The 26,555-nt window shown below is 35.0% G+C and carries 23 protein-coding genes and 1 other annotated feature; all 23 genes read left to right on the top strand.

Annotated features, from left to right (window positions below; translation table 11 throughout):
* Nucleotides 1–11: 11 nt before the first annotated feature.
* The 23 genes from BN2390_RS16240 to BN2390_RS16135 all read left to right on the top strand — a co-directional run bounded on the left by BN2390_RS16240 (nt 12) and on the right by BN2390_RS16135 (nt 26,550).
* Nucleotides 12–1,766 carry an NADH-dependent [FeFe] hydrogenase, group A6 gene (locus BN2390_RS16240; protein WP_053985357.1) on the top strand — a complete coding sequence of 585 codons (1,755 nt, stop codon included), beginning with the start codon at nt 12–14 and terminating at the stop codon, nt 1,764–1,766.
* Nucleotides 1,767–1,938: 172 nt separating this feature from the next.
* On the top strand, nt 1,939–3,192 hold the full coding sequence (locus BN2390_RS16235) for a DUF1015 domain-containing protein (RefSeq protein ID WP_053985356.1): 1,254 nt from the start codon (nt 1,939–1,941) through the stop codon (nt 3,190–3,192).
* 98 nt (nt 3,193–3,290) lie between these two features.
* Nucleotides 3,291–3,501: a binding site (T-box leader), on the top strand.
* 49 nt (nt 3,502–3,550) lie between these two features.
* On the top strand, nt 3,551–4,132 hold the full coding sequence (locus tag BN2390_RS16230) for a M15 family metallopeptidase (protein ID WP_053985355.1): 582 nt from the start codon (nt 3,551–3,553) through the stop codon (nt 4,130–4,132).
* 27 nt (nt 4,133–4,159) lie between these two features.
* Nucleotides 4,160–6,805 (top strand): alanine--tRNA ligase, encoded by a 2,646-nt coding sequence (gene alaS / locus BN2390_RS16225; protein WP_053985354.1) that lies wholly within the window; start codon nt 4,160–4,162, stop codon nt 6,803–6,805.
* A 121-nt stretch (nt 6,806–6,926) separates the two neighbouring features.
* Nucleotides 6,927–7,106, top strand: coding sequence for a 30S ribosomal protein S21 (gene rpsU, locus BN2390_RS16220; protein ID WP_053985353.1), 180 nt, complete (start codon nt 6,927–6,929; stop codon nt 7,104–7,106).
* Nucleotides 7,107–7,314: 208 nt separating this feature from the next.
* The gene (gene yqfC, locus BN2390_RS16215) at nt 7,315–7,611 is read left to right on the top strand and encodes a sporulation protein YqfC (protein WP_053985352.1); all 297 of its coding nucleotides are present in this window, start codon (nt 7,315–7,317) and stop codon (nt 7,609–7,611) included.
* Between the two features lie 29 nt (nt 7,612–7,640).
* Entirely contained in the window at nt 7,641–8,849 is a 1,209-nt protein-coding gene (gene yqfD, locus BN2390_RS16210; protein WP_198524932.1) for a sporulation protein YqfD, read from the top strand.
* A complete protein-coding gene (locus tag BN2390_RS16205; RefSeq protein ID WP_053985350.1) occupies nt 8,849–9,832 on the top strand; it encodes a PhoH family protein in 984 nt (327 codons plus the stop codon). The genes yqfD and BN2390_RS16205 overlap by 1 nt, the downstream gene beginning before the upstream one ends.
* A gap of 35 nt (nt 9,833–9,867) precedes the next feature.
* The gene (locus BN2390_RS16200) at nt 9,868–11,889 is read left to right on the top strand and encodes an HD family phosphohydrolase (RefSeq protein WP_053985349.1); all 2,022 of its coding nucleotides are present in this window, start codon (nt 9,868–9,870) and stop codon (nt 11,887–11,889) included.
* The gene (ybeY, locus tag BN2390_RS16195) at nt 11,852–12,391 is read left to right on the top strand and encodes an rRNA maturation RNase YbeY (RefSeq protein ID WP_242847686.1); all 540 of its coding nucleotides are present in this window, start codon (nt 11,852–11,854) and stop codon (nt 12,389–12,391) included. Before BN2390_RS16200 ends, ybeY begins: the two co-directional genes overlap by 38 nt.
* An 11-nt stretch (nt 12,392–12,402) precedes the next feature.
* Nucleotides 12,403–12,801 carry a cytidine deaminase gene (locus tag BN2390_RS16190; RefSeq protein ID WP_053985348.1) on the top strand — a complete coding sequence of 133 codons (399 nt, stop codon included), beginning with the start codon at nt 12,403–12,405 and terminating at the stop codon, nt 12,799–12,801.
* A 10-nt stretch (nt 12,802–12,811) separates the two neighbouring features.
* Entirely contained in the window at nt 12,812–13,717 is a 906-nt protein-coding gene (era, locus tag BN2390_RS16185) for a GTPase Era (RefSeq protein WP_053985347.1), read from the top strand.
* Between the two features lie 94 nt (nt 13,718–13,811).
* Nucleotides 13,812–13,931, top strand: coding sequence for a YqzL family protein (locus BN2390_RS21490; RefSeq protein ID WP_082238827.1), 120 nt, complete (start codon nt 13,812–13,814; stop codon nt 13,929–13,931).
* Between the two features lie 6 nt (nt 13,932–13,937).
* On the top strand, nt 13,938–14,699 hold the full coding sequence (gene recO / locus BN2390_RS16180; protein ID WP_053985346.1) for a DNA repair protein RecO: 762 nt from the start codon (nt 13,938–13,940) through the stop codon (nt 14,697–14,699).
* A gap of 90 nt (nt 14,700–14,789) precedes the next feature.
* The gene (polA, locus tag BN2390_RS16175) at nt 14,790–17,417 is read left to right on the top strand and encodes a DNA polymerase I (RefSeq protein ID WP_053985345.1); all 2,628 of its coding nucleotides are present in this window, start codon (nt 14,790–14,792) and stop codon (nt 17,415–17,417) included.
* A 9-nt stretch (nt 17,418–17,426) separates the two neighbouring features.
* A complete protein-coding gene (gene coaE / locus BN2390_RS16170) occupies nt 17,427–18,020 on the top strand; it encodes a dephospho-CoA kinase (RefSeq protein WP_053985344.1) in 594 nt (197 codons plus the stop codon).
* Nucleotides 18,021–18,032: 12 nt separating this feature from the next.
* A complete protein-coding gene (locus BN2390_RS16165) occupies nt 18,033–18,578 on the top strand; it encodes a lytic transglycosylase domain-containing protein (protein ID WP_242847685.1) in 546 nt (181 codons plus the stop codon).
* Between the two features lie 11 nt (nt 18,579–18,589).
* Nucleotides 18,590–20,200, top strand: coding sequence for a peptide ABC transporter substrate-binding protein (locus tag BN2390_RS16160; RefSeq protein WP_053985343.1), 1,611 nt, complete (start codon nt 18,590–18,592; stop codon nt 20,198–20,200).
* Between the two features lie 89 nt (nt 20,201–20,289).
* The gene (locus BN2390_RS16155) at nt 20,290–21,219 is read left to right on the top strand and encodes a galactose-1-phosphate uridylyltransferase (protein ID WP_198524931.1); all 930 of its coding nucleotides are present in this window, start codon (nt 20,290–20,292) and stop codon (nt 21,217–21,219) included.
* A 5-nt stretch (nt 21,220–21,224) separates the two neighbouring features.
* Nucleotides 21,225–23,228: a cell division protein FtsA gene (locus BN2390_RS16150; protein WP_053985341.1), complete on the top strand. Its 2,004-nt coding sequence runs from the start codon at nt 21,225–21,227 to the stop codon at nt 23,226–23,228.
* Between the two features lie 11 nt (nt 23,229–23,239).
* Nucleotides 23,240–23,509 carry an ACT domain-containing protein gene (locus BN2390_RS16145; protein ID WP_053985340.1) on the top strand — a complete coding sequence of 90 codons (270 nt, stop codon included), beginning with the start codon at nt 23,240–23,242 and terminating at the stop codon, nt 23,507–23,509.
* 20 nt (nt 23,510–23,529) lie between these two features.
* A complete protein-coding gene (locus BN2390_RS16140) occupies nt 23,530–24,888 on the top strand; it encodes a PFL family protein (protein ID WP_053985339.1) in 1,359 nt (452 codons plus the stop codon).
* A 201-nt stretch (nt 24,889–25,089) separates the two neighbouring features.
* Nucleotides 25,090–26,550 (top strand): aminoacyl-histidine dipeptidase, encoded by a 1,461-nt coding sequence (locus BN2390_RS16135; RefSeq protein ID WP_053985338.1) that lies wholly within the window; start codon nt 25,090–25,092, stop codon nt 26,548–26,550.
* Nucleotides 26,551–26,555 lie beyond the last annotated feature (5 nt).

Genomic DNA, 26,555 nt, shown 5'->3' with positions numbered 1-26,555 from the left:
GGATATTGAAGATGTCAGAACTTAAAATTACGATAGATGGAAAAGAAACCGTTGTAAACCAAGGCGCAACAATCTTAGATGCAGCCAGACAAGTAGGGATAGATATTCCTACACTTTGCTACCTAAACCTTCATGGTACAGATATGGAAAATAAAACAGCTTCTTGTCGTGTATGTGTAGTGGAAGTAGATGGACGAAAAAATTTAGCACCAGCTTGTGCCACACCTGTTACAAATGGAATGGTTGTAAGAACAAGTACACCACGTGTTATGCAATCACGTCGTATGGTACTTGAACTTTTACTTTCAGATCATCCAAAAGATTGCTTAAGTTGTGAAAAAGCAGGGCATTGTGGGCTTCAAGATATGGCTGTTAAGTTTGGAATAAGAGAAGCTAGATTTGATGTCAATTATGCACAATCTACTTATCCAAAGCAAGCAGGTGTATCCATTATCCGTGATATGGATAAATGTATCATGTGCCGTAGATGTGAAACGATGTGCTCTAAAGTTCAAACTGTAGGAGCACTTTCTGGTGTACATCGTGGATTTCCTTCATTCGTGGGAACTGCATTTGGTGCACCACTTGAAGAAACCGTTTGTACACAATGTGGTCAATGTGTAGCTGTTTGTCCAACAGGTGCATTAGTAGAAAATGAGCAAATTAATGAAGTTTTAGCACAGCTTGCAAATCCAAATAAAACAGTGATTGTTCAAGTAGCACCAGCAGTACGTGCAGCACTTGGTGAAGCGTTTGGTATGGAGCCAGGTACTTTGGTGACAGGTAAAATGGCTGCAGCCCTTAGAAGATTAGGGTTTAATTATGTATTTGATACAGACTTTGCTGCTGATGTCACCATTATGGAAGAAGGTTCAGAACTTATTGACCGTATTACAAAAGTAATGAGTGGAGACGAATCTGTGAAGTTACCACTTCTTACAAGTTGTTGTCCAGCATGGGTAAACTTCTATGAAACACAATTTGGTGATATGCTAGATTATCCTTCAACAGCAAAATCACCACAACAAATATTTGGTGCTATTGCAAAATCTTATTTTGCAGAAAAAATTGAAGTTCCACGTGAAAAAATGACGGTTGTATCTATTATGCCATGTCTTGCTAAAAAGTATGAAGCAGACAGGCCAGAATTTGAAAAGGATGTAGATATTGCACTTTCAACACGTGAGCTTGCTGCACTTATTAAACAGGCAAACATTGATTTTAATAGTTTACCAGAAGAAGATTTTGATAATCCATTAGGAGAATCTACTGGTGCAGCTGTTATCTTTGGAACAACAGGTGGTGTAATTGAAGCAGCAGTACGTACTGCTTATGAAAAAATTACAGGAGAAAACCTTGAAAAGGTGGAATTTGAATCATTAAGAGGTTTTGATGGAGTGAGAAAGGCAACAGTTAAAGTAGGGGATCTTGAACTTAATATTGGTATTGCACATGGACTTGGCAATGCCAGAAAGTTAATGGAAGAAATTAAGGCAGGAAATCCAAATAACTTCCATGCAATCGAAGTTATGGCATGCCCAGGTGGTTGCGTAGGCGGTGGTGGTCAACCCTATCATGGTGGCAATATCGAAGTCGTTCAAAAACGCCGTGATGCACTCTTTGCAGAAGATGCAGGTAAACCAGTACGTAAATCACATGAAAATCAAGCAGTACTTCAAATGTATGAAGATTATTTTGGACATCCAATGAGTCATAAAGCACATGAGTTATTGCATACACACTATGCAAAGAAAGATAGAATTTAATACCAATGACTAGGGGGCTATTATATAGCTCCCTTTTATTTTTAGAAGCGGTAAGATATATATTTTGATGTTAAGGAATAGGTATATAATCAGATAGAATGAATGGTGACATTGGCGATATGCGAATATGTTTTATGAAAGAGGAAGTTCACTTAGAAAGGGGATCAATTTTATGATTACAATTAAGCCCTTTAGGGCGTGGAGGCCAGATGAAAAACTTGTAAGTGAAGTAGCAGATTTACCTTATGATGTTGTAACGAATGAAGAGGTTAAGGAGAGACTGAAAAAGCATCCATACTCTTTTTTGAAAGTAGATAAACCAGAGGCATGGTGTGAAGAGAGGAATAAGGAAGATATTGCAGATGCAGCAGACTGTGCTTTGCAGGAGCTAATGGATAAGCATATCTTGATTCAAGAGGAATGTGAAAGTTTGTACATCTATGGATTAGAATCTCAGTGGGGAAAGCAATATGGTATTGTAGGATGTTTTTCGTGCCAAGAATATGTTGAGGGGAAAATAAAAAAGCATGAGAAGACTCGAGCAGATAAAGAAGCAGACAGAATAAGGCATGTGGCAAGTTGTATGGCACATACAGGACCTATTTTTCTTACTTGTAAGGAAGAAGAAGCACTTCAAGGTTGGATAAAGGCGTATTGTAAAACGCATCAAGTGCTTTATAAATTCGAAGATGAATATGGAATTAGACAAGTAGCTTATAATATTTCAGATAAGAAAGATATAGAGGTACTAAAGGGGCTATTTGCAAATCTAGAAGCACTTTATGTAGCAGATGGACACCATCGTTTACAAGCTGCTTCTACCTATGCCATATCACGCAGAAAAGAAGAGGAACAAAGTGGACGTAATGGTAATCAAGCACAAGAGGAATACGCCTATTTCTTAGGTGTTGTATTTCCAAAGTCTGAACTTAGTATTTTAGATTATAATCGCATTTTAAAAGATGAGAGTGGCTTGAATAAGGAAGAGCTTATAAAAAGGTTAGAGGTGAATTTTAAGATCACTAAAATAGATGAAGCCTATTTTAAACCAGAAACACCACATGTATTTGGGATGGGTTATAAAAAGTGTTGGTATGCTTTAAGTATAAGAGATGAGGTTCTAGCACATTATAAAAAGGATGTTGTAGGTGCATTAGACACTTCACTTTTGCAAAAGCTTGTTTTAGAACCTATTTTTCATATACAAGATCCAAGAATAGATAAGCGGATAGCGTTTGTTGGAGGCATTAAAGGTTTAGATGTATTAAATACGTTGACAGAGGAAGAATGGGATATTGCATTTACCTTATATCCTACGTCCATAGAGGAATTATTAGCTGTTGCAGATGCAAATGAACTTATGCCACCCAAGTCTACCTGGTTTGAACCTAAGCTTAGGAGTGGGCTTTTTGTACATTGTTTTTGACAAATAGGCTTATCCATTGACAAATTTATCCGAATTTCATATAATCATTATCATAATAAGCATATTAAAAGCTATACTAGGTATATAAATAGAATAAGTAACATGCGATGATAAGGAGTAGTAAATAGATAAGGGTTTTCAGAGAGGGAAACATTGCTGAGAGTTTCCTAATACCTGTTTGTTGAAGCAGCCTTTGAGCATACATCTTGAACCTGAGTAGGGATGTACGGGTGACTGCGTTAGAAGTTGTGAGTGATACCTATTTTTAGGTATAACTAGGGTGGTACCGCGAGCAACCTCGTCCCTATTTGGGAACGAGGTTTTTTTATTTGTCCAAAAAATGGGCCGAGGTGATTCGATGCATAAACTTAGTATAGTGAGTGAACAAAAACCATTAGATGCTCTTTATATTCCTACACCTTTAGTATGTGAGCCAATTATGCATATTTGGCTTGTGAAAGAGGCGTATGAAGCGTTTTATAGATTAAGTCGTGATATGCAAGATAGTGGACTCTCACCAGTATTAGGGGCTAGAGGTTATCAGTGTTTTGCTTATCAGAAGAAACTTTATCAAAATGAAGTTCAACGTCTTATAAGGCTTGGGGAAAAGAGTATCAATGCTTATGAAAAAGCTAAAACGCATATTGCGCCACCTGGTTGTAGTGAACATCAGTTAGGACTTTCTATGGATTTTACTTTATATAAGCAAGAAATGCCTAATGATCCGTTAAAGTTTGAAGCAACAAATCAGTTTTTATGGCTTAACAAATATGCTAAGGAATATGGCTTTATATTGAGGTATCCAAAAGAAAAAGAAGAAGTTACAGGGATGTTATATAAACCTTGGCATTATAGGTATGTGGGCATTGGGCATGCTAAGAAAATGGAGAAACTTAATCTTTGTCTAGATGAATACTATGAAGCCTTTTATTCACATTAAAGATGAACAATATAAGGAGGAATACTCATGAAACAATTTAGTTTAAATGAATTAAGAGAAATGTACTTAAGCTTCTTCGAGTCAAAAGGACATTTACGTAAAAAAAGCTTTCCAGTTGTACCACAAAATGATAACAGTTTACTTTTAATCAATGCAGGTATGGCACCACTTAAACCTTACTTTACAGGTCAAGAAGTACCACCAAGCAAACGTATGACAACATGTCAAAAATGTATTCGTACTGGTGATATCGAAAACATTGGTAAAACAGCACGTCACTTAACATGTTTCGAAATGCTTGGGAACTTCTCATTTGGTGACTATTTCAAAGAAGAAGCCATTAGCTGGGCATGGGAGTTTGTAACAAAAGTACTTGAACTTCCAGAAGATCGTCTTTTTGTATCTGTATACGAAGAAGATCAACCAACAGCAAAAATATGGCATGATAAAATGGGCGTACCAGAAGATCATATCGTATTTATGGGTAAAGAAGATAACTTCTGGGAAGTAGGGGTAACAGGTCCATGTGGTCCATGTTCAGAGATCTATTTTGATAGAGGACCAGAATATGGTTGTGATTCGCCAACTTGTAGCGTAGGTTGTGACTGTGATCGTTATATGGAATTCTGGAATTTAGTATTTACTCAATTTGATAGACAAGAAGATGGCACTTACTTACCACTTCCAAATCCGAATATTGATACAGGTATGGGACTTGAAAGACTTGCAGCAATGATGCAAGGTGTAAGTTCTGTATTTGATGTAGATACATTTAAAGCAATCCGTAACCATGTTTGTGCACTTGCAAATGTAAAATACGGTGAAAGTGATAAAACTGATATGTCTATCCGTGTTATCACAGATCATATCCGTTCAGCAACATTTATGGCATCTGATGGGGTACTTCCATCAAACGAAGGCCGTGGCTATGTTATGAGAAGATTGATTCGTCGTGCTGTAAGACATGGTAAACTTTTAGGGATTGAAGGGTTATTCTTAAAAGAACTTGTGAAAACAGTAGTCGATAATTCAAAACATGAATATACTGAGCTTGAAGATAAGTTTGATTACATTGTAAAACTTCTTACAGTAGAAGAAGAAAACTTTAATAAAACAATTGAACAAGGCCTTAGCATCTTAAATGGTTACATTGAAGAACTTGAAGCAAAAGGTGAAAAAGTACTTGGCGGCGAAGCAAGCTTTAAACTTTATGATACTTATGGCTTCCCTATTGACTTAACAAGTGAAATATTAGAAGAAAAAGGCTTAGGTATTGATGAAGAAGGTTTCAAAGCAGAAATGGAAGCGCAAAGAAAACGTGCACGTGAAGCACGTGGTGAGACAAATTATTCAGGCCGTGACAAAAATGTATACGATGAACTTCCAAACACACTTACAACAGAATTTGTAGGTTACAAAGAGCTTGAAGTTGAAAGTACAATCGATGCTTTAACAACAGATGAGGCAATCGTTAGCGAAGCTACAGAAGGTATGGCTGTAAATATTATATCTAAAGTAACACCATTCTACGCTGAAAGTGGCGGACAAATGGGTGATAGTGGTACAATTACAACAGCAAATGGTACAGTAGAAGTAACGAATACAACAAAAGTAGTAGGTGGTAAATTTGCTCACCATGGTAAAGTTGTAGCAGGTACTGTAAAGCAAGGTGAAACTGCAACATTTAAAGTAAATAGTACAGTACGTCTTGACTCAGCACGTAACCATAGTGCAACACACCTTCTTCAAAAAGCACTTCGTGAAGTAGTTGGTGGACACGTAGAGCAGGCTGGTTCTAATGTAACAAATGAACGCTTAAGATTCGACTACACACACTTTGAAGCCTTAACAGCTGAGCAAATTGAACGTGTAGAAGCAATTGTTAACGAAAAAGTTTTAGAAGCACTTGATATTACAACAATGGAAACTTCTATTGATGAAGCAAGGAAGCTTGGTGCAATGGCACTCTTTGGTGAAAAATACGGCGAAGTTGTACGTGTTGTAGATATGGGACGTTACTCAATCGAACTTTGTGGTGGTACTCACCTTGTAAATACAGCTCAAATTGGTACTTTTAAAATTGTTTCTGAAACAGGTGTAGCGTCAGGTGTTAGACGTATTGAGGCTGTTACAGGACGCGGTGCAATTCATTATTATCAAGCAATTGAAAAAGAATTGAATGAAGTTGCAAAACTTACAAAAACTAAAAAAGATGCTGTTGCTAAAAAAGTAGAACATATCTTAGCTGAAAGTAAAGAAATTCAAAGAGAAAACGAACGTATTAAAGCTGAAATGGCTAAAGCAGAAGCTGAAAACATTTTAGATGAAATAGGGGAAGTGGCAGGGTTTAAAGTATTAGTAGCTGAACTTCCTGCTATGGATATGAATGGCTTACGTAATATGGGTGACACTTTTAAAGATAAATTAGGTGAAGGTGTTGTTGTTCTTGCAAGTTGTATGGATGAAAAGGTTAGCTTAGTAGGTATGGCTACAAATGGAGCGGTAAATGCTGGTATCCATTGTGGAAATATTATCAAAACTTCAGTAGCAGTTGTAGGCGGTGGCGGTGGTGGCCGCCCTAATATGGCTCAAGCTGGTGGAAAAGATGTAACAAAGGTAAAAGAAGCACTTGAAACAGCAAAAGAAATCATAAATCAACAATTAAATAAGTAAAAGTTATCGACAACCTATTGACGTAATCCTAGAAGTCAATTATAATTTATGGTAGTGCTTTAATCTTTTCTCCGTACAAATGCATAAAGCACGATACTGCAGCCCGGAGGGAGGGAAAGAAATGTCAGAGGTTACTGTTCGCGAAAATGAATCTTTAGATAGCGCTCTTCGTCGTTTTAAAAGAAATTGTGCTAAAGCAGGTATCATGCAAGAAATTCGTAAAAGAGAACATTACGAAAAACCAAGTGTGAAACGTAAAAAGAAATCAGAAGCAGCACGCAAAAAAAATAGACAATACTAATAACTAGTGATGTCTGCCTGAGATCTCTTTAGAGGTCTAGGAGGCGACTAAGCTGTGCTATAATCAAGGGCTACCTTGAGCAAAGATATAAATCCTAGAAATGCTATGCATTTCTAGGATTTTTTGTTATTCTCATCTTTCTTTTTGATACAAGTTATACCTGTCCTTATTCGTGCATAAATATAATAATGATAAGGAGGGGAACACCATGAAAAAAGATATGAAAGATAAAAAGAAAGAGTGGGTACTAGGTGTAATGAGTAGCTTGGAGGTACCTCAAGAAACGGTATTAGATATTCCAATTATTTCATTCATTGGTAATCGTGAAATAGCAATAGAAAACTTTATTAGTATTGTCCAGTATGAAGAAGATATTATCAGACTGAACACAACGTGTGGAGAACTTGCTATTGAAGGGAAGAACTTAGAAGCAAAGAGTATGGATAGTGAACAAATACATATTAAAGGTAAAATCCAATCTGTGAGCTATGGACAGAAAGGGTGAGTGATTTGTTTTTAACGATATGGAATTATTTGAGAGGTTATGTTATAGTAGAAGTAAGTGGATATGCACTTGAAAAATTTATGAATTTAGCCCTAAAAGACAGTCAATATTTTTGGAATATTACACGTAAGAATAATAAAATGTATTTGTATACAACTACAAAAGGTTTTAAAAAGCTTAAACCTTATGCAAAAAAGTCAAAATGTCATATACGTATTGTAGAAAAAAGAGGATTACCATTCCTCCAATTTCGCTATCGCAAAAGATGGATGTTAGCATATGGGAGTTTAATCTTTATAGGTCTTATGTATCTATTATGTTCTTTTGTTTGGCTAGTTGAAGTTGATGGCTGCAAACGCCTTAATGAGACAGAAGTCATTGAAACATTAGAGCAGAATGGATATGAAGTAGGTAGGTTTAAAGGACGTCTTGATTTAAGAAAGGCTGAGCAAGTCTTAATTGATGCTTATCCAGAAATTATTTGGACAGGTGTGAAGTACGAAGGGACAAAGCTGGTGGTACAAATTAGTGAATCTGTACCAAAGCCAAAGTTAGTAGAAGAAACAGAACCATGTAATTTAGTTGCAAAAAGAGATGCACTGATTACTTATATCGCAACAGATAAAGGAATGCCACAAGTTAAAAAAGGAGATACTGTTAAAAAAGGAGACCTTTTAGTTTCCGGTAGTATTCCCTATAATGATGAGTCTGGTGCATTCTATCTCGCACATTCAAAAGCGCAGATTTTGGCAAAGACAGGTTATGCACTTACAGCAAGTATGCCTCTTGAAAGTGTAAAAAAGGATTATACAGAACGCGTGAGTTCACGCTATAACTTAAGATTATTTAATTTCAAAATGCCTATTTGGAAAAGTCATTCAAAAGATGTCTATAATCATTTTGATGAAATTGTAACCGTTAAGCAATTTAAGTTAACAGATAAGTTTCCACTTCCATTTTATTATGAATGTACACAAAAGGTAGAGTATGTTCCGAAGCAACAAGTGGTAGAGGAAGAGACTGCAAAAGAAAAGTTATATGGTGCGCTTTATGACGCTCTTTTAGAAAAATTAGGTGAAGGATCCAATGTACTTTATCATGAGGTAAGCTATAAACAAGAAGAAGGAAAGCTTGTAGCAACTTTACAGGCAATAGTCGAAGAGGATGTAAGCGAGCATGTAGGCTTGTCTTTAGAAGAAATAATGCCCCAGAATAAAGTAGAAGGAGAAAATGAATAATGGGTTTAGATGAAAAGAAAATTCAAATACCAACATGTTATATAGCAGGGATCTTCGGTAAATTTGATGAGCATATTAAATTACTGGAAAAACTCTTTAATATTAAAGTTGTACTTAGAAATGAAGATATTAAAATTTCAGGTGAACCAGCTCAAATAGATCTAGCGGTAAAAACTTTCAAAGAGCTTTTGAGTATTGCTGAAAAAGGTGAAGTTATTGATACACAGATGGTAGAATATACCGTAGATCTCATCAAGAAAAATCAAGAAAAAGAATTCTCACTTGCAAGCCAAGATTTAATTACTATGACTCAAGCAGGTAAGCCAATTAAAGCAAAGACAATGGGACAAAAAAAATATATTGAAAATATTAGAAAAAATATGATTGTCTTTGGTGTGGGACCAGCAGGTACAGGGAAAACATACCTGGCTATGGCAATGGCTGTCAATGCATTCAGAAAAAATGAAGTCAGCAAGATTATTTTAACACGCCCTGCTATTGAAGCGGGAGAGAAGTTAGGATTTTTACCGGGCGATCTTCAAAGTAAAGTAGACCCATACCTACGTCCACTTTATGATGCACTCTTTGAGATTATGGGACCAGAACAATTTGAAAAAAATATGGAAAAAGGACTTATTGAAGTCGCACCACTTGCATATATGAGAGGGCGTACTTTGAATAATGCTTTTGTCGTATTAGATGAGGCACAAAATACAACACCACCTCAAATGAAAATGTTCTTAACAAGACTTGGTTTTAACTGTAAAGCAATCATTACAGGTGACTTAACACAAATTGACCTACAAGCAGATCAAAAGAGTGGCTTAAAAGAAGCAGGTAAAGTACTTGCTAATGTAGATGGCATTGCATTTAGTTATTTAGATCGTAATGATGTTGTGCGTCATCCATTAGTTCAAAAGATTGTAGATGCTTACGATGATTATGAAAAAAAAATACAAAAGCATTCAAAAAATGACCGCTAATTCTAGCGGCATTTTTTGAAAGATGGAGGTAGGGGATGAAAAAATTTCGGTGGGAAGTACTATACTGTATCATTGCAATTATACTAACCTGCTTAGTGGTTACTTCGGGCGATTGCTTTAGTAAAAAAATTAAAATAGAAGTAGGTCAAATAGCTCAACAGACAATTGAAGCACCTTTTCAAGTGGAAAATGAACTGGCAACAGAACGTAAAAGGATATTAGCTGAAAATACAACACCTGATGTCTATAAAATGGACGATAAAGTACTACAAAAGGGTATTGCTAATATTGAACTTCTTTTTAACTATGTTGAGGCATTAAAAACATCAGGAATACCAGAAGAGTTTGGGACCTCACCTGTACAAATTTTACAAAGTAAATCACCTATTCCTCTGTATGAAGATGAATATAAAAATTTACTAGGTACAAGTTTAAATGAGTTAGATAGTTTAGAACAAATTTGTATTAATTTATTAACTAATATTATGGATGCAGGCGTAAAGGAAAATGAAAATAAATCTTTAGATATACGGACTAAATTAGAACGTACAGATTTAAGCACACTCCAGCAAAAAATTGCCTATGAAATAATTTATACTCAAATTAAGGCAAATTTCGTAATAGATAAAGAGGCAACAGCACTAGCCAAAGAAGAAGCGAGAAACCATGTAGAGCCTATATATATTTTGCAAGGTGAACGTGTATTGGAGCAGGGAACACGGGTAACAGAAGAAGCCTATGCTATTTTAAATACAATCGGTTATTTAAATACAGATGACTCTCAAAATTATAGCCAATTTATAGGCTTATTCGTACTTATATTTCTAATCTTGCTATTTTTATATCGTACAATTCGCATAGATAAGAGTATTATGGCTTTAACAAGAGGACAAGCCAGTTTGATCTTTATTTTATATGTGATTTCTTTAGGATTGATAAGAGTGATGATAACAGGAGATTATATTTATATACCCCTTGCTGTAGCACCATTACTCATATCGATCTTAATTAGTAAAGATATTGCTATTGTAATGCATCTTATTTTACTTGTTGTGGCAGGCGTTTCGCACAAAGCGGATTTAGTGTTTATGATCTATCATCTGCTTAGTGGATTGTTAAGTATTTCTATTATTACATCCATGCAAGAACGTAAGCAGACCATGCGCAATGCACTTTTTATTGGTGGGATCCAAGCGGCACTATTTGTAAGTCTCAACTTACTTGTTGGTATGAATATATCTAGTAAGCTACTATTTAAGGGGGCAGAAGCATTCTTGGTTGGACTTATAATTGTTATTTTAGTTGTGGGAAGTTTGCCACTATGGGAAGCTGCGTTTGGATTTATTACACCTATTCAACTTTTAGAGTTGACCAATCCAGATCAACCTGTTTTAAAACGTCTTTTAATAGAAGCGACAGGTACATATTATCATAGTTTACTTGTAGCTAATCTTGCTGAGACGGCAGCAGATGAGATTGGAGCCAATGCTTTAATGGCGAGGGTAGGTGGATACTATCATGATATAGGTAAACTAACGTGTAGTAATTATTTTAAAGAAAATCAAGTATTAGATAACCCACATGATTATCTTGATCCAAAGTCTAGTGCAGATATTATTTTATCACATGTAACATCAGGGCTTGAACTTGCAGAAGCCTATAAGCTTCCCAAGTGTGTAAAAGATATGATTGTGGAACATCATGGGACAAGCATGGCTGGATATTTTTACGTAAAAGCAAAAAATATAGAAGGTGATGAAGTAGATCCTATGGACTACTCTTATAAAGGTCCAAAACCACAAAGTCGTGAAGCAGCACTTATTATGCTAGCAGATGTGGTAGAAGCCACTGTACGCTCTATGCAAAACAAGATAGGAAAAGAGTTAAGCGTAGAAGATATCGTAAGAAAAATGGTAAGGCAAAAGTTTGATGAAGGCCAGTTAGATGAATGTCCTTTGTATATATCAGATCTTGAAAAAATTATTGAGTCCTTTACACGCATGCTAAAAGGGATGTATCATGAACGTATTGAATACCCAGATAGAAAGGTTAAATGACATGAATTTATACTTAGAAGATGACTATGATTTTTTTGAACAACAAGAGGGCTTATTAGAAACAGTAAAGGCTGTTATTAATCAATGCTTAGAAATTGAGAAGGTGCCTTATGAAGCAGAAATCAGTTTAACTGTTGTTGATAAAGAAGAAATACAAGAGATTAACCGTGAACATAGAGATATAGATAAGCCGACAGATGTTTTATCTTTCCCACAAATTGACCCGATTTCAAATGGTGTCATTGATTGGAAGAATCTTGACGAAGCGTCAATCATGAATTATGATACTAAAGACATTCTACTTGGAGATATAGTATTATGCTATGAAGTAGCGAAAGAACAAGCTGAAGAATATGGACATACATTAAAAAGAGAAGTTTGCTTTTTAGTAGCACATAGTATGTTCCATTTATTGGGTTATGATCATATGAATGATAGTGATGAGAAACTTATGATTTCAAAGCAAGAAGAAGTTCTAACTGCTTTAAATATAGGAAGATAGGAGATGTCTTTATGGAAAAGTACAAAGAGTTAGTGGCAAAAGCGAGAGAAGCAATGGAATATGCCTATGTACCTTACTCAAAATTTAAGGTAGGTGCAGCCTTACTTACTGAAGACGATAAAATTTATACAGGATGTAATGTGGAAAATGCTTCTTTTGGAGCAACAAACTGTGCAGAGCGTACAGCTATTTTCAAAGCAGTTTCTGAAGGTGTAACACGTTTTAAAGCAATTGCAATTGTAAGCAGTAGCACAGATTTTACGTATCCATGTGGAATTTGCCGCCAAGTTATTGGTGAATTTATGAAGCAAGGTGAAATTATCCTTGAAAATGCTGAAGGTGAAATAAAAGTTTATGCTTTTAATGATTTATTACCTCACCACTTTGGACAAGAAGAATTGAACAAATAAGGAGATTATTATGAAAGATACATTTAAATCAGGGTTCGTTTCAATTATTGGAAGAACCAATGTAGGGAAATCTACACTTATGAATCGTTTAATCGGAGAAAAGATTGCGATTATGTCTAACAAACCTCAAACAACACGTAATCGTATTAAAACTGTTTTAACAACAGATGATTTCCAAGCGATTTTTATCGATACACCAGGTATTCATACCCCTCAAAATAAATTAGGTGAAATGATGGTTAAAACTGCCAATACAACACTTAATGAAGTAGATATTATTTTCTATCTAATTGAGCCACATCCAGTAATTGGGAAAAATGATGCCATCATTCTTGAAAAGCTTAAAACAGTAAAAACACCAATTTTCCTTTGTATTAATAAAATTGATAGTGTATCTAAAGAAGAGGTAGCTGAAACAATCGATAAGTTTAAAAAAGAGGTAGAGTTTGCAGAGATTATTCCAATCTCAGCCTACGAAGGTAACAATGTTGATGCTCTTTTAAAATGTATTGAGAAATATTTACCAGAAGGACCACAGTTCTTCCCAGGTGATATGTTAACAGATCAACCAGAAAGACAAATTGTTGCAGAAATGATTCGTGAGAAAGCCCTTCATCTTTTAGATAAAGAAATTCCTCATGGTATTGCAGTTGAAATTGATACAATGAAAGCACGTCCAAAAGGTAATGTAGTGGACATAGAAGCAACGATTGTATGTGAACGCGATTCACATAAATGTATTATCATTGGTAAAAATGGTACAATGATTAAAGACATTGGTAGTAAATCACGTTATGATATGGAAAGACTTTTAGGCTCCAAAGTTTATCTAACACTTTGGGTGAAAGTTAAGAAAAACTGGAGAGATAGCCAATTTTTACTTAAAAACTTCGGATTTAATAACGACGAATATTAATAAGTCAAGGGTTTAAGAGGTGGAAGTTTTTTTGTAGTATTGTAAATCTAAACTTGTATATGCTAATAGTATTAAGCTTAAAGGGGGCATTCATATGTTAAATCATTTATGGAAATGTTTTGAGACTACAGGAGATATTGCAACCTATCTAGAGTTTAAGGAGTATGAAAAAACCAGATCAAGCTTATTAGAGAAGAGAGTGGATGAGACATAGAAAATTATGATAATTAAAGCAACAGGAATTATTCTTAAAGAGTATGTAGTTGGAGAGAGTGATAAATTTATCACTCTCTTTACAAAAGAATTAGGTAAGATTCAAGTAGGTGCACCACGAGCTAAAAAGTTTGATAAAGGTTTAGCTTCAGGAACAGAGATGTTTGTATATGGTGAATTTACAATGACATGTTATAAACATACCTATAAGCTTGTTGGTGTAGAGCCTATCTTCACTTTTCATCATTTAAGAGAAGATTTATTTACCTTAAGCTATGCTTCCTATATTGCTGAATTTATAAGTGAAGTAGCAGTGGAAGGTAGTGGTAATGAACACCTTTTGACGCTAATGCTATATACTTTACATAGTTTAGAGAAAATGGGAAGTGAGGCATGTGAGCGTATTAGACGAACGTTTGAAATGCGTGCCTTAGGTGTACTTGGATTTATGCCAGAACTTGACCATTGTGTGAATTGCACAACAGAAATTGTACAAGATCCTAACAAACGTTATACCTTTGTAATAAGAGAAGGTGGTATTGTTTGTGATAAGTGTAAAGGTGTAGGATTTGGTATAACCTTAAGTTATACGAGTTGGTATGTTTTGCATTATATACTAGGAAGTCCAATAAAGGTACTTTATCACTTTGAAATTAAACCTTACGTATTAAAAGAAATAGGTTTAGTCTGTGATGCACTGGTTGCTTATTACATAGAGAAACCTTTTAAAACCCTTGAGTTTATTAAGAGCTTAGAAAATTTATCTTAGATTTTCTAAGCTCTTTCTTCGCTTATAAAACAAACTATGCTATAATAAATAGGAATATTTTAGGGTATCCTTAAAACTAGGAGGTGTAGAATGAATAAAAAGATACTGTTATTCGACGGTTTAAGTATTGCTAATAGAGCCTTTTATGGTATACCACTACTAACTAATAAAGAAGGTCGCTATACCAATGCGGTTTATGGATTCTTAAATATAATGTTAAGCATTATTGAAAAGGAAAAACCAGATTTAGTAGGTGTTGCATTTGATGTCAGTGCGCCTACTTTTAGACATATTCAGTGTGAAGATTACAAAGGCACAAGAAAAGGTATGCCACAGGAGTTACGTGAGCAAATTCCACTACTCAAAACGGTGTTACGTGCTATGAATATTCATATGATGGAGAAAGAAGGGTTTGAAGCAGATGATCTACTTGGAACATTAGCTAAGAGTGGAGAACGAGATGGTTATCGCATGGTTGTTGTATCAGGAGACCGCGATTTGCTTCAAATTACAAGTGAGACGATTGAACTTAAAATTCCAAAGACTAAACAACAAGGAACTGAAATAGAAAGTTACTATGCCAAAGATGTAGAAGCTAAGTATGAAGTGACGCCATTAGAGTTTATTGATGTCAAAGGTCTTATGGGAGATGCTTCAGATAATATTAAAGGTGTACCTGGAGTAGGTGAAAAGACTGCTGTTAAGCTTATTAAAACTTATGGTTCTATTGAAAATCTATATGAGCATATTGATGAGATTACTCAAAAGAAATTAAAAGAGAATCTTGTAACTTATAAAGATCAAGCACTAGAAAGTAAAATGCTTGCAACCATTGTATGTGATGTACCACTTGAGTATACATGGGATGAGTTTAACTTAGATCTTACACTTACAGAAGAAGCAGAAGAACTTATGAAAAACTTAGAATTTAAGAAGATTATTGCAAGGCTTCCAAGAGCTTCAGCCAATAAGCCAGTAGAGCAAGTAGAAGTGCATACATTTAACGGCTTAGAAGAAGTAACAGGCGGACAAGTTTGTGCCATGACTTATGCCTATGAAGCAGATACATTAGAGCTTGGACTGGCTTTTGATAGTAAAGTAGGTCGTTTAAGCTTTAACTTAACAAATACAGAAGAGGTACAAACCTTACAAAACTTCTTTGGTAATGAAGAAGGGCTTAAGGTTATTCATGATAGCAAACAGCTTAGACATATTCTTTATCCTTATCACATAGAGATAAAAGGACAGGTATTTGATACATTTATTGCTGCGTATTTAATCGAGCCTACTAATGAAACTTATGAAATAAGTGAAATAGCAGATCGTTTCTTAGGGGTACAAAATGTAGAAAGTACTGAAGGACTTCTAGGAAAAGGCAAGAGCATGAAAGCATGGCTTACCCTTGAAGATGAAGTACGTATAAAGTTTTTAACTGAACGTGCTCATGTTTTAGATGCAGCTTATGCTGTACTCAAAAAAGAAATTGAAGACAACCATATGGAAGAACTGTTTTACAATATTGAAATGCCACTTGTAAAGGTGCTTTTCGATATGGAAGTAGAAGGCATTAAGGTTGACGTAGAAAAGCTTAAAGCCTATGGTAAAGAATTAGATGCGTTGATTGAAAATGTTGCAGAGAAAGTATATGCAGCAGCAGGAGAAGCATTTAATATTAATTCACCAAAGCAATTAGGTGTGATTCTATTTGAGAAAATGGATATTCCAGCTGTTAAAAAGACTAAGACAGGCTATTCAACAGCTGCAGAAGTCCTTGAAAAACTTAAAGATGGTTATCCAATCGTAGAAGATATTTTAGCGTATAGACAATATACTAAATTAAAATCTACTTATGTAGATGGATTACTTTCAGTTATGACGGATGAACATAAAATTCATTCTAGCTTTAATCAAACGATTACAGCGACAGGGCGTATTAGTTCAACAGAACCCAATCTACAAAATATTCCAATCAAACTTGAGATGGGTAAACGTATTCGTGAGTTATTCATACCATCATCCGAAGATTATATCTTCTTAGATGCCGATTACTCACAAATTGAGTTGCGTGTTCTTGCTTCATTAGCAGATGATGAAAAGTTAATCAATGCATTTAATCAAAATATTGATATTCATACATTAACTGCTTCAGAAGTATTCCATGTACCATTTGAAGAGGTTACGCCACTTGAAAGAAGTAATGCAAAGGCTGTTAACTTTGGGATTGTTTATGGTATTGGGGCATTTTCACTTTCAGAAGACTTAAAGATTACACAAAAAGAAGCAGCAGCTTACATTGAAGGGTATTTTGAAAAATATCCAAAAATTAAAGATTACCTAGATGGATGTGTGTCTTTTGCACGTGATCATGGTTATGTTCAAACCATCTTTAATCGTAAACGTGATATTCCAGAAATTAACGCAAAGAACTTTAATTTGAGGGAGTTTGGTAAGCGTAAAGCGATGAATACACCAATTCAAGGAACAGCAGCAGATATTATTAAACTTGCAATGGTTAATGTGCACCGTGCGCTACAAGAAGAAGGTTTACGTTCAAAAGTTATATTAACTGTACATGATGAACTTTTATTAGAAGTATATAAACCAGAACAAGAACAAGTAGCCAAACTACTTAAAGAAAAAATGGAACAAGCAGTGGACTTAAAAGTTACGCTATCTGTAGATGTACACAGCGGCTCTAACTGGTTAGCTGCAAAATAGGAGAAAGTGATGCGAACAATAGGAATTGTAGGTGGAATTGGGGCAGGGAAAAGCACAGTTGTTTCTTTGCTAACAGAGTTGAAAAAGTGCTTCGTTATTGGAGCAGATGAGATGGGACATAGAATTCTTTTAAAGGGCGACTTAGCTTATGATAAAGTGATAGAAACCTTTGGAAGAGAAATCTTAGATGAAGAAGGCAACATTGTACGTAGAAAGTTAGGTGCAATTGTTTTTGGCGATCAAGAGAAGCTTAAAGCCCTTAATGCAATTACACATCCTATTATCTTTAATGAGATTAAAACATTGCTAGAACAATGTAAAGAACAGAAGAAGTGGGATATTGTCATTATTGATGCAGCACTTTTAATAGAAATTGGATTAATTGAACTTACCGATTACGTCATAGCTGTTTATGCAGATGAAAAAACACGTGTAGAAAGATTGATGAAACGTGATGAATTTACTAAAGAACAAGTGTTAGAACGGATTAATAAGCAAAAAAAATGGGAAGAATTAGAAAAAGTCGCTGACTTTGTCATTGATAACCGTTATACACGTCAACATACAAAAGAACAAATGGTCAAAATGCTAGAACAATTATAAAGGGGTATTGGCGTGAAGGTAAAAAGATATTTAAAGATATTAATATGTGGGTTATTAATGGTTTGTATATTATGTATAAGTCCTTTTGTGCTGTATCGTAGACCTTATAAAGAGGTTGTAGATACTTATAGTACACGATATGGTGTGGATCCACTCTTTGTTTATTCTGTCATGAAGGCAGAGAGTGGGTTTGAACCCAAAGCACTTTCAAGAAGTGGTGCAAAGGGACTTATGCAAATTATGAATAAGACAGGCAGTTGGGGCGCTACAGAGTGCGAGATCCCCTATTATTCTAATGATAAATTATTTGATCCAGAGATTAATATCCAAATCGGGTGTTGGTATTTGGCAAAGCTAATGAATCAATATGAGGGGGATCAAAACTTAGTATTAGCAGCTTACAATGCTGGTTCAGGCAATGTAGCAAAGTGGCGTGAAAATACCCTTTATAGCAAAGATGGTAGAGTACTACATACTATTCCCTTCAAGGAAACAGATCGCTATGTTAAAAAGGTAAGTTTTCATTATGCCATTTATAAGTTGCTTTACAATCACTAAGGAGGAAAAGAATGATTCATAAGTTCGGTAAAATACTTGCACTCATGATGTGTATCGTTTTACTAGTAGGTTGCGGTACGGTAACGGGTTCAAATGAGAGTGAGCAAGGAGAAAAGCCGCCTACAAAAGAAGAGGTAACAACTGACCAAAACACAGATGTTTCATCTGTTCTTACTATAGGAATGCAAAACCCTACTACACTCCATCCTATTTACAATATGGACAAAAGTGTACAACAAAATCTTTATCTTATGTTTGATACACTTGTAAATCTTAATGAAGATGGAAGTGTAAGCTCCAATTTAGCTCAAAATTATGTTTATAGTGAAGCAGAAAAATGCATGCGTATTGACTTAAGACAAGATGTGAAGTGGCATGATGGTACAAACTTAACAGCAGATGATGTGGCTTATACTTTAGAACTTATACAAAAGGCTAGTGAGTCACCTTATAAACTTACAACTAAAAATATAGCCAATATACAAGTTGTAGACCGCTATACTTTAAAGATTTATTATAGACAAGCATTTAGTGGTGTTTATCAAACCTTATTTTTCCCTGTTGTTCCAAAACATATTTATACAGGAACTGAGACAGAGCAAAAAGCTATTTTACCGGTAGGTTCTGGAGCTTTTAAATATGCTGAAAGTATTTCTCATAAGGAGGCAACTTTAGTTGCCAATGAATCTTACTTTATGGGTGCCCCAAGCATCAAAGAAATTAAAGTTATGATTATTCCAGATGAAGAAAGTTTACTTTATGCATTTGAACAAGGCCTGATTGATGTGATTTATACAGATGTAATGGACTGGGGTAAATATGCTAAAGATAAGTCTGCTAATATTTACGAACTAGGTACTAATTGTTATGAATTTATGGGTATTAACCATAACAAACCTATTTTTCAAAATGCAAATATTCGTAATGCTCTTGTGTATGCTATTGATAGACAAAAGATGTCAGAAATTTATTATTTAGGACATTCTGTTATTACAGATACACTTATAGCACCTCATTCTTATTTATTTGATCCAACGCTACAAATTAAAGGATATGATGTTGAAAAAGCAAAATTACTTCTAGTAGGAGAAGGTTATACTTACGATGAAAAAACAAAGCTTTTTATGAAGAATAATATTCCATTAAGCTTTACATTACTTGTAAATGAAGAAAATAATGAACGTGTACGTGTAGCAGAAAGTATCAAAAAGATGTATCAAGAAGTAGGGATTGAGGTAACTATTGAGAAGACAGATGCAACTACTTTTAAAGAGCGTATCTATAATAAACAATTTGAAGCTTTCTTAGGTGGATGGAAGTTATCTTACGTTCCAGATGTAACGTTTGCACTTCATTCTAGTCAAATTACAGGTGGAGATAATTTTGTAAGTTATAATAATCCAACAATGGATCAATATATTCAAGCAGCCTTTAGTAGTCATCCTGATAAAATTGTAGAGGCATATAGTAAGTTACAACAATATATTGCGGAACAAAACCCTTATATCAGTTTATATTTTAAAAATGGGGCATTAATTACGAAGAAAAAGGTTGGAGGAAATATACAACCAAGTCCTATTAATATTTATTCAAATGTAGAAGAATGGCAAATTGTGGACTAGTTCTTAAGAACTAGTCTTTTTTTATTGTCTAGATGTCTCTTTAATTTTAGAAAAGGATATAGTACAATAAAACCTAAGATGAATACGAGGTGAATGATGGGATGATGTATAATGATGAAGTACTAGGTATAAGTAGCATTTTGTCAGAAAATAGAAGAACTAGACCTAATCAATTTTTAGGGGCCTCATTATGTCCTTTCTGTCTGGAAAATGCATCAGAGATAGAAATTGTAAGAAATGCAATAGTGACAGAAGAAGGGGATAAGATTCAAATAGTAAATAATAAATATCCAGCTTGTTCTGAAGAAGGGATAGTTTATGGAATACATGATGTGATTATCGAAACACAAGATCACCATAAAAAGCCCGAACACTTTACGAAAGTACATTGGAAAGTTTTATTGCAAGTGATAAGAGATAGGTGGATAACATTATCTAAAATGCCCAGAATTCACTTTGTCCAAGTTTTTAAAAATGAAGGTGAACGGGCTGGGGCAAGTATAGGGCATCCACATTCTCAGATTATTGCATTAGAAGAGGTGCCTTGTACAATAGAAGAACATTATAAAAAAATGGAAGCATACTTCAGACAAACGGATAAATGTAGAATATGTAAAGAAATAGAAGATAAAGATTTAAGTGTATTGGAACAAGATGGATGGCAACTATGTGTACCAGAAGGTGCTAGTGTACCATATGAAACGTGGATTATTCCTAAGAAGCATATTTCCAATATTGGACAAATGGACGAAGCAGATTTGGAAGCTTTGGCTTATATCACAGAGCAAGCCATAAAGATGAATAGGCAGATGTTAGGAGAAATAAGTTATAATATGTGTTTTATGAATGGTAGATATGAGCAGGATGAGCATTATCATTTCTTCATCAAGATTTTGCCAAGGACAGGTCAGTTTGCAGGATTTGAACTGGCAACTGGATGTACAATTAATGTGGTCAATCCCAAAACACAAAAAGATATAATGAAAAAGTATTTATTAGACTTAAAAGGGGGACTATAGGCAGAATGAGTGATTTAATATTTGGACTAGATATTGGTACGCGTACTGTAATAGGAACGCTAGGCTATATCAAAGAGAAGAAGTGGCATGTTAAGCATCATATATGTATGGAGCACGAAGAACGTGCCATGTTAGATGGGCAAGTGCATGATATTGAAAAGGTTGCCAATATTGTAAGGTGTATTAAAGAAAAATTAGAAGAAGAAGTTGGTTATGCATTAAAAGAAGTAAATATTGCAGCTGCTGGTCGTGTTCTCAATACGCAAATGGCTTATGTAACTAAAAGCTTTGATGAAGTACATGAAATAGGGCCGTTAGATATGCAAAATCTCCAGGTAGAGGGGATTGATCTTGCTAAAGAAATGTTAGAACGTGAACGTAAAATAAAGGCGACGGAATATTTTTGTGTAGGCCATACGGTAATTAACTATTTTGTAGATGACTATGTCATATCCAATCCAGAGGGCCATAAAGGTGAAGTATTAAGTGCTAAAATTTTAGCAACATTTTTGCCTAAAAGTGTAGTAGATAGTTTATATGCAGTAACCAATAGAGTTGATTTACATGTTTCTCATTTGACTCTAGAGCCTATCGCAGCTATTAATGCGGTGATCCCTGAAAATTTACGTCTTCTTAACTTAGCACTTGTAGACATTGGTGCTGGGACTTCAGATATTGCTATTACAAGAGAAGGTAGTGTTGTAGCTTATGGCATGATTCCTATGGCAGGTGATGAAGTAACTGAGGCAATTGTACACAAGTATTTAGTCGATTTTAATACTGCAGAAAAAATGAAGCAGGCAATGAATTATCAGGAGATCATTACCTATGAAGATATTATAGGATTTAAAAATGAGATCAGTAGTGCTGAATTAAAAGCATGTATAGAACCTATTATGGGGCAACTAGCTAAGCAAATAGGTAAGAAGATTTTAGAACTTAATGGCAAGAAGTCAACGAATGCAGTGTTTTGTATAGGTGGTGGGAGCCAGATGCCAGGGCTTATTGAAAATCTTTCAAGTGAGCTCAAACTTCCAGAAGCACGTGTGGCAGTACGCCTTGCAGATCAAATTCCTGATGTTGTATATGAGTGTGAGATGACAAAAGGACCAGAAATGATTACCCCATTAGGGATTGCAATGACAGCAGCTAAGAGTATGCAGCAACAATTTTTAAATGTGAACTTCAATGGTGAGAAAATTACACTAATGAATACAAAAAAAATGACTATCTTGGATGTACTCATGCATGCTGGTATTGCACATACTGAGATTTTTCCCACTAAAGGTAGAACTTTAATGTTTAAATGTAATGGAGAACGAATAAGGATAAAGGGTGGAAGTGGAGAAGCTGCTGTTATTTTCTTAAATGATCAAATAGCTAGCCTAGAAGATGCCATTAGTGAAGGTGATCGTATTCATATGATTTTTGCTAAGCCAGGAGTAGATGGCACAGGCTACGTGAAAGATTATATCCATTTACTTAAAGAGCCAATAACCCTTTATGTCAATGGAGAACCAATATATCTTCCTATGATACTCGTTAATGGAGATATGCGTTCACAAGAAGAAATCATTCAAGATGGAGATGAAATAGAAGTTAAAACGATTCATACCCTTTTAGAATTGTGTCAACTGTTACAGATGAAAATAGAAGAAAAATTGATAGTAGTAAATGGAAATGAAGTAAATGGTGAATACCTTTTACAACCCTTTGACCATATAGATATTTCAAATAAAGTAGAAGAACAAAAAAATAATCATATGGAATTACTTGAACAACTCTTACAACAGCAAAATGATTCAGCTATACGCTTATATGTTAATGGAGAACTTATAGAATTACCTTATAAAGAAGCAGGGTATGTATTTGTTAACATATTTGATTATATAGATTTTGACCTCAGTCAGCCTAAAGGTACGATTCAACTGATACTTAACGGTATGAAGGCTGCAGTGACCGACCCAATTAAAGAAAACGATAAAATAGAAATTTATTGGAAAAAATAAGGAGGCTCACAATGAAAGGGATTATTACAGTAGTAGGAAAAGATAAAGTAGGGATTATAGGCAAAGTTTGTACACTTTTGAGTGAAAAACAAGTGAATATCTTAGATATTTCACAAACTATTTTACATGGTTATTTTAATATGATGATGATTGTAGACCTTACAAATTGTACTGTTTCGTTTAATGAAGTTGTAGATGCGCTTACTGAACTTGGTAAAGCCATAGAAGTTGATATTCGTTTACAACATGAAGATATTTTTGACTCTATGCACCGTATTTAAGCTCAGGAAGGGGAAAAACAATGATTTCAAGATTAGAAGTATTAGAAACGAATAAGATGATTCAAGAGGCCAATTTAGACATTCGTACGATTACAATGGGGATTAGTCTTTTAGACTGTATCTCAGATGATATGGATAAACTTTGTGAAAATATTTATAACAAAATTACAACTTGTGCCAAAGATTTAGTAGAAACAGGCGAACAAATTTCTAAGAAATATGGTATTCCAATTGTTAATAAACGTATTTCAGTAACACCTATTGCTCTTATTGGTGGTGCAACAAAAGCAGATTCTTATGTACCTATTGCCAAAGCGTTAGATCGTGCAGCAAAAGCTGTTGGTGTAAACTTTATTGGTGGTTTTTCTGCACTTGTACAAAAGGGGATGTCACCATCAGATAAAGTACTTATTGAATCCATTCCAGAGGCTTTAAGTGTAACAGAACATGTGTGTGCATCTGTTAATGTAGGTTGTACCAAGTCAGGGATTAATATGGATGCAGTTAAACGTATGGGTGAGATTATTAAACTATCGGCAGAGTATACAGCAGAGAGAGAAAGTATTGGTTGTGCGAAGCTTGTAATCTTCTGTAATGCACCAGAAGATAATCCATTTATGGCAGGTGCATTTCATGGTGTTGGAGAACATGATACAGTTATCAATGTGGGCGTAAGTGGACCAGGTGTTGTAAAGAAAGCTTTAGAGCATGTAAGACAAGCAGATTTTGAAACAATGTGTGAAACGATTAAACGTACAGCGTTCAAAATTACACGTGCAGGCCAGATGGTAGCCAAAGAAGCTGCTGATACACTAGGTGTACCATTTGGTATTATCGACTTATCTTTAGCGCCTACACCAGCAATTGGAGATAGTATAGGTGAAATATTTGAAGAGATGGGACTTGAAATGGCAGGTGCTCCAGGAACAACAGCAGCCCTTGCCATTTTAAATGACTGTGTTAAAAAAGGTGGTGTTATGGCTTCTTCTTATGTAGGTGGGTTAAGTGGTGCTTTTATTCCTGTAAGTGAAGACCATGCCATGATTAAAGCAGCAGAAGTAGGTGCGTTAACACTTGAAAAATTAGAAGCAATGACATGTGTATGCTCGGTAGGACTTGATATGGTAGCTGTACCAGGAAGTACAAGTGCAGCTACATTGAGTGGTATTTTGGCAGATGAAATGGCTATTGGTATGATCAATGCTAAGACAACAGCTGTACGTATTATTCCTGTATGTGGTAAAGATGTAGGTGAAAGTGTAGAATTCGGTGGACTATTAGGTCGTGCACCCATTATGCCAGTGAATCGCTATAGTTGTGAACGCTTTATTGCAAGAGGGGGTAGAGTGCCAGCACCTATCCATAGCTTTAAAAACTAAAGGAATTTATTGGGGGCAAAATATAAAATTTGCCCCCAATTTTATAGACTAACACCATTCTGATTTCTGCAATAATGAGAACAATAGGAACGTGATTTATCTATTTTCTTACATTTACTTAAAAAAGTAGTAAAAGAGAATGGATAAATTTAGAATAATTAAGTACAATAATAAATAAAGAAGACTAAGGAGGGTTTTAACATGACTAGAGTATTAGAAAACCTAAAGCCAGAAAAGGTAATGTATTATTTTGAAGAAATTAGCCGTATTCCACGAGGTTCTGGTAATGAAAAAGCAATTAGTGATTATATGGTGGCATTTGCAAAAAGCCTTAATTTAGATGTTAAGCAAGATGAAGCGAATAATATTTATATTAAGAAACCAGCAACAAAAGGTTATGAAAATGCACCAACTGTTATTTTACAAGGACATTTAGATATGGTATGTGAAAAAAACAAAGATACGAACCATGACTTTTTAACTGAAGGCATTAAACTTGTTGTAGATGGTGACTTTATTCGTGCAGATGGTACAACATTAGGAGCTGATAATGGTATTGCTATTGCTTATCAAATGGCAGTACTTGCAGATGATACAATCGAACATCCAGCTATTGAAGCACTTATGACAACAGCAGAAGAAACAGGTATGGATGGTGTTGCAAATCTTCATCCAGAATACTTAGAAGGTACAGTCTTATTAAACCTTGATACAGACATTGAAGGAGAATTTCTTGTAAGCTGTGCAGGGGGGGCAAAAGCACATGTAGATTTACCAGTATCTTATGAAGCTACATCAGCAGAGTTTGCACTTTTCAATGTGAATATTAAAGGGTTAACAGGTGGGCATTCAGGGGCAGATATTCACCAAGAACGTGCCAATGCAAACGTACTTGTAGGACGTGTATTAGACCGTGTGCGTCAAACAATGCCTATACGTCTTGCAACATTTGTGGGTGGTAGCAAGGATAATGTTATAACACGTGAAGCAGAAGCTTCTTTCTATGTACCAGTGGATAAAAAATCAGAAGTAGAAAGCATCCTTCAAACAATGGAGCAAGCTTTTAAGACAGAATATGAAAAGCAAGATCCAGAGCTTAAAATGTTTACTCATGTAGAAACTGAAGCAAAAGCATGTATTACAGAAGGACAAACTCAACAAATTATTGATTTATTAATGACACTTCCACATGGGATTATGGCTTATAGTATGCAGATTCCAGGGCTTGTAGAAAGTTCATTAAACATTGGTGTAGTACAATTAGAACAAGATGCAATGCATATTGTATTAGCTGTAAGAAGTTCAGTACCAACTAAGAAAGAAAATATTATTCGTAAGATTGAACGTGTATCAGCAAACATTGGGGCAAAATGTACGGTAGCAGGCGATTATCCTGCATGGGTATATGCACCAAATTCTAGAATCCGTGAATTAGCAACACAAGTATTTGAACAAAAATATGATAAAAAACCTGAAATTAAAGCGATTCATGCAGGGCTTGAATGTGGTTTCTTACTTGAGAAGATGCCAGGTGTAGATATGATTGCTTTTGGACCAAATGCTTATGATATTCACTCACCAGAAGAACGTGCAAGTATTAGTTCTATGGAACGTGTTTTTGAATTCCTTTTAGACCTTCTTAAAGAAATGAAAAATTACTAAGAAGG

It is taken from the genome of Niameybacter massiliensis, assembly GCF_001282685.1.
Taxonomy (GTDB): domain Bacteria; phylum Bacillota; class Clostridia; order Lachnospirales; family Cellulosilyticaceae; genus Holtiella; species Holtiella tumoricola.
This window is presented reverse-complemented; position numbering and strand designations above follow the sequence as displayed.

Bases quoted from the DNA above. Each gene is read 5' to 3' on its own strand.
- alaS (WP_053985354.1), top strand. From the start codon at position 4,160: ATGAAACAATTTAGTTTAAATGAATTAAGAGAAATGTACTTAAGCTTC.
- BN2390_RS16150 (WP_053985341.1), top strand. From the start codon at position 21,225: ATGAGTGATTTAATATTTGGACTAGATATTGGTACGCGTACTGTAATA.
- polA (WP_053985345.1), top strand. From the start codon at position 14,790: ATGAATAAAAAGATACTGTTATTCGACGGTTTAAGTATTGCTAATAGA.
- BN2390_RS16140 (WP_053985339.1), top strand. From the start codon at position 23,530: ATGATTTCAAGATTAGAAGTATTAGAAACGAATAAGATGATTCAAGAG.
- BN2390_RS16230 (WP_053985355.1), top strand. From the start codon at position 3,551: ATGCATAAACTTAGTATAGTGAGTGAACAAAAACCATTAGATGCTCTT.
- BN2390_RS16190 (WP_053985348.1), top strand. From the start codon at position 12,403: ATGGAAAAGTACAAAGAGTTAGTGGCAAAAGCGAGAGAAGCAATGGAA.
- era (WP_053985347.1), top strand. From the start codon at position 12,812: ATGAAAGATACATTTAAATCAGGGTTCGTTTCAATTATTGGAAGAACC.
- BN2390_RS16145 (WP_053985340.1), top strand. From the start codon at position 23,240: ATGAAAGGGATTATTACAGTAGTAGGAAAAGATAAAGTAGGGATTATA.
- BN2390_RS16135 (WP_053985338.1), top strand. From the start codon at position 25,090: ATGACTAGAGTATTAGAAAACCTAAAGCCAGAAAAGGTAATGTATTAT.
- BN2390_RS16160 (WP_053985343.1), top strand. From the start codon at position 18,590: ATGATTCATAAGTTCGGTAAAATACTTGCACTCATGATGTGTATCGTT.
- ybeY (WP_242847686.1), top strand. From the start codon at position 11,852: ATGAACGTATTGAATACCCAGATAGAAAGGTTAAATGACATGAATTTA.
- BN2390_RS16205 (WP_053985350.1), top strand. From the start codon at position 8,849: ATGGGTTTAGATGAAAAGAAAATTCAAATACCAACATGTTATATAGCA.
- BN2390_RS16235 (WP_053985356.1), top strand. From the start codon at position 1,939: ATGATTACAATTAAGCCCTTTAGGGCGTGGAGGCCAGATGAAAAACTT.
- BN2390_RS16200 (WP_053985349.1), top strand. From the start codon at position 9,868: ATGAAAAAATTTCGGTGGGAAGTACTATACTGTATCATTGCAATTATA.
- coaE (WP_053985344.1), top strand. From the start codon at position 17,427: ATGCGAACAATAGGAATTGTAGGTGGAATTGGGGCAGGGAAAAGCACA.
- BN2390_RS21490 (WP_082238827.1), top strand. From the start codon at position 13,812: ATGTTAAATCATTTATGGAAATGTTTTGAGACTACAGGAGATATTGCA.
- recO (WP_053985346.1), top strand. From the start codon at position 13,938: ATGATAATTAAAGCAACAGGAATTATTCTTAAAGAGTATGTAGTTGGA.
- BN2390_RS16240 (WP_053985357.1), top strand. From the start codon at position 12: ATGTCAGAACTTAAAATTACGATAGATGGAAAAGAAACCGTTGTAAAC.
- rpsU (WP_053985353.1), top strand. From the start codon at position 6,927: ATGTCAGAGGTTACTGTTCGCGAAAATGAATCTTTAGATAGCGCTCTT.
- yqfC (WP_053985352.1), top strand. From the start codon at position 7,315: ATGAAAAAAGATATGAAAGATAAAAAGAAAGAGTGGGTACTAGGTGTA.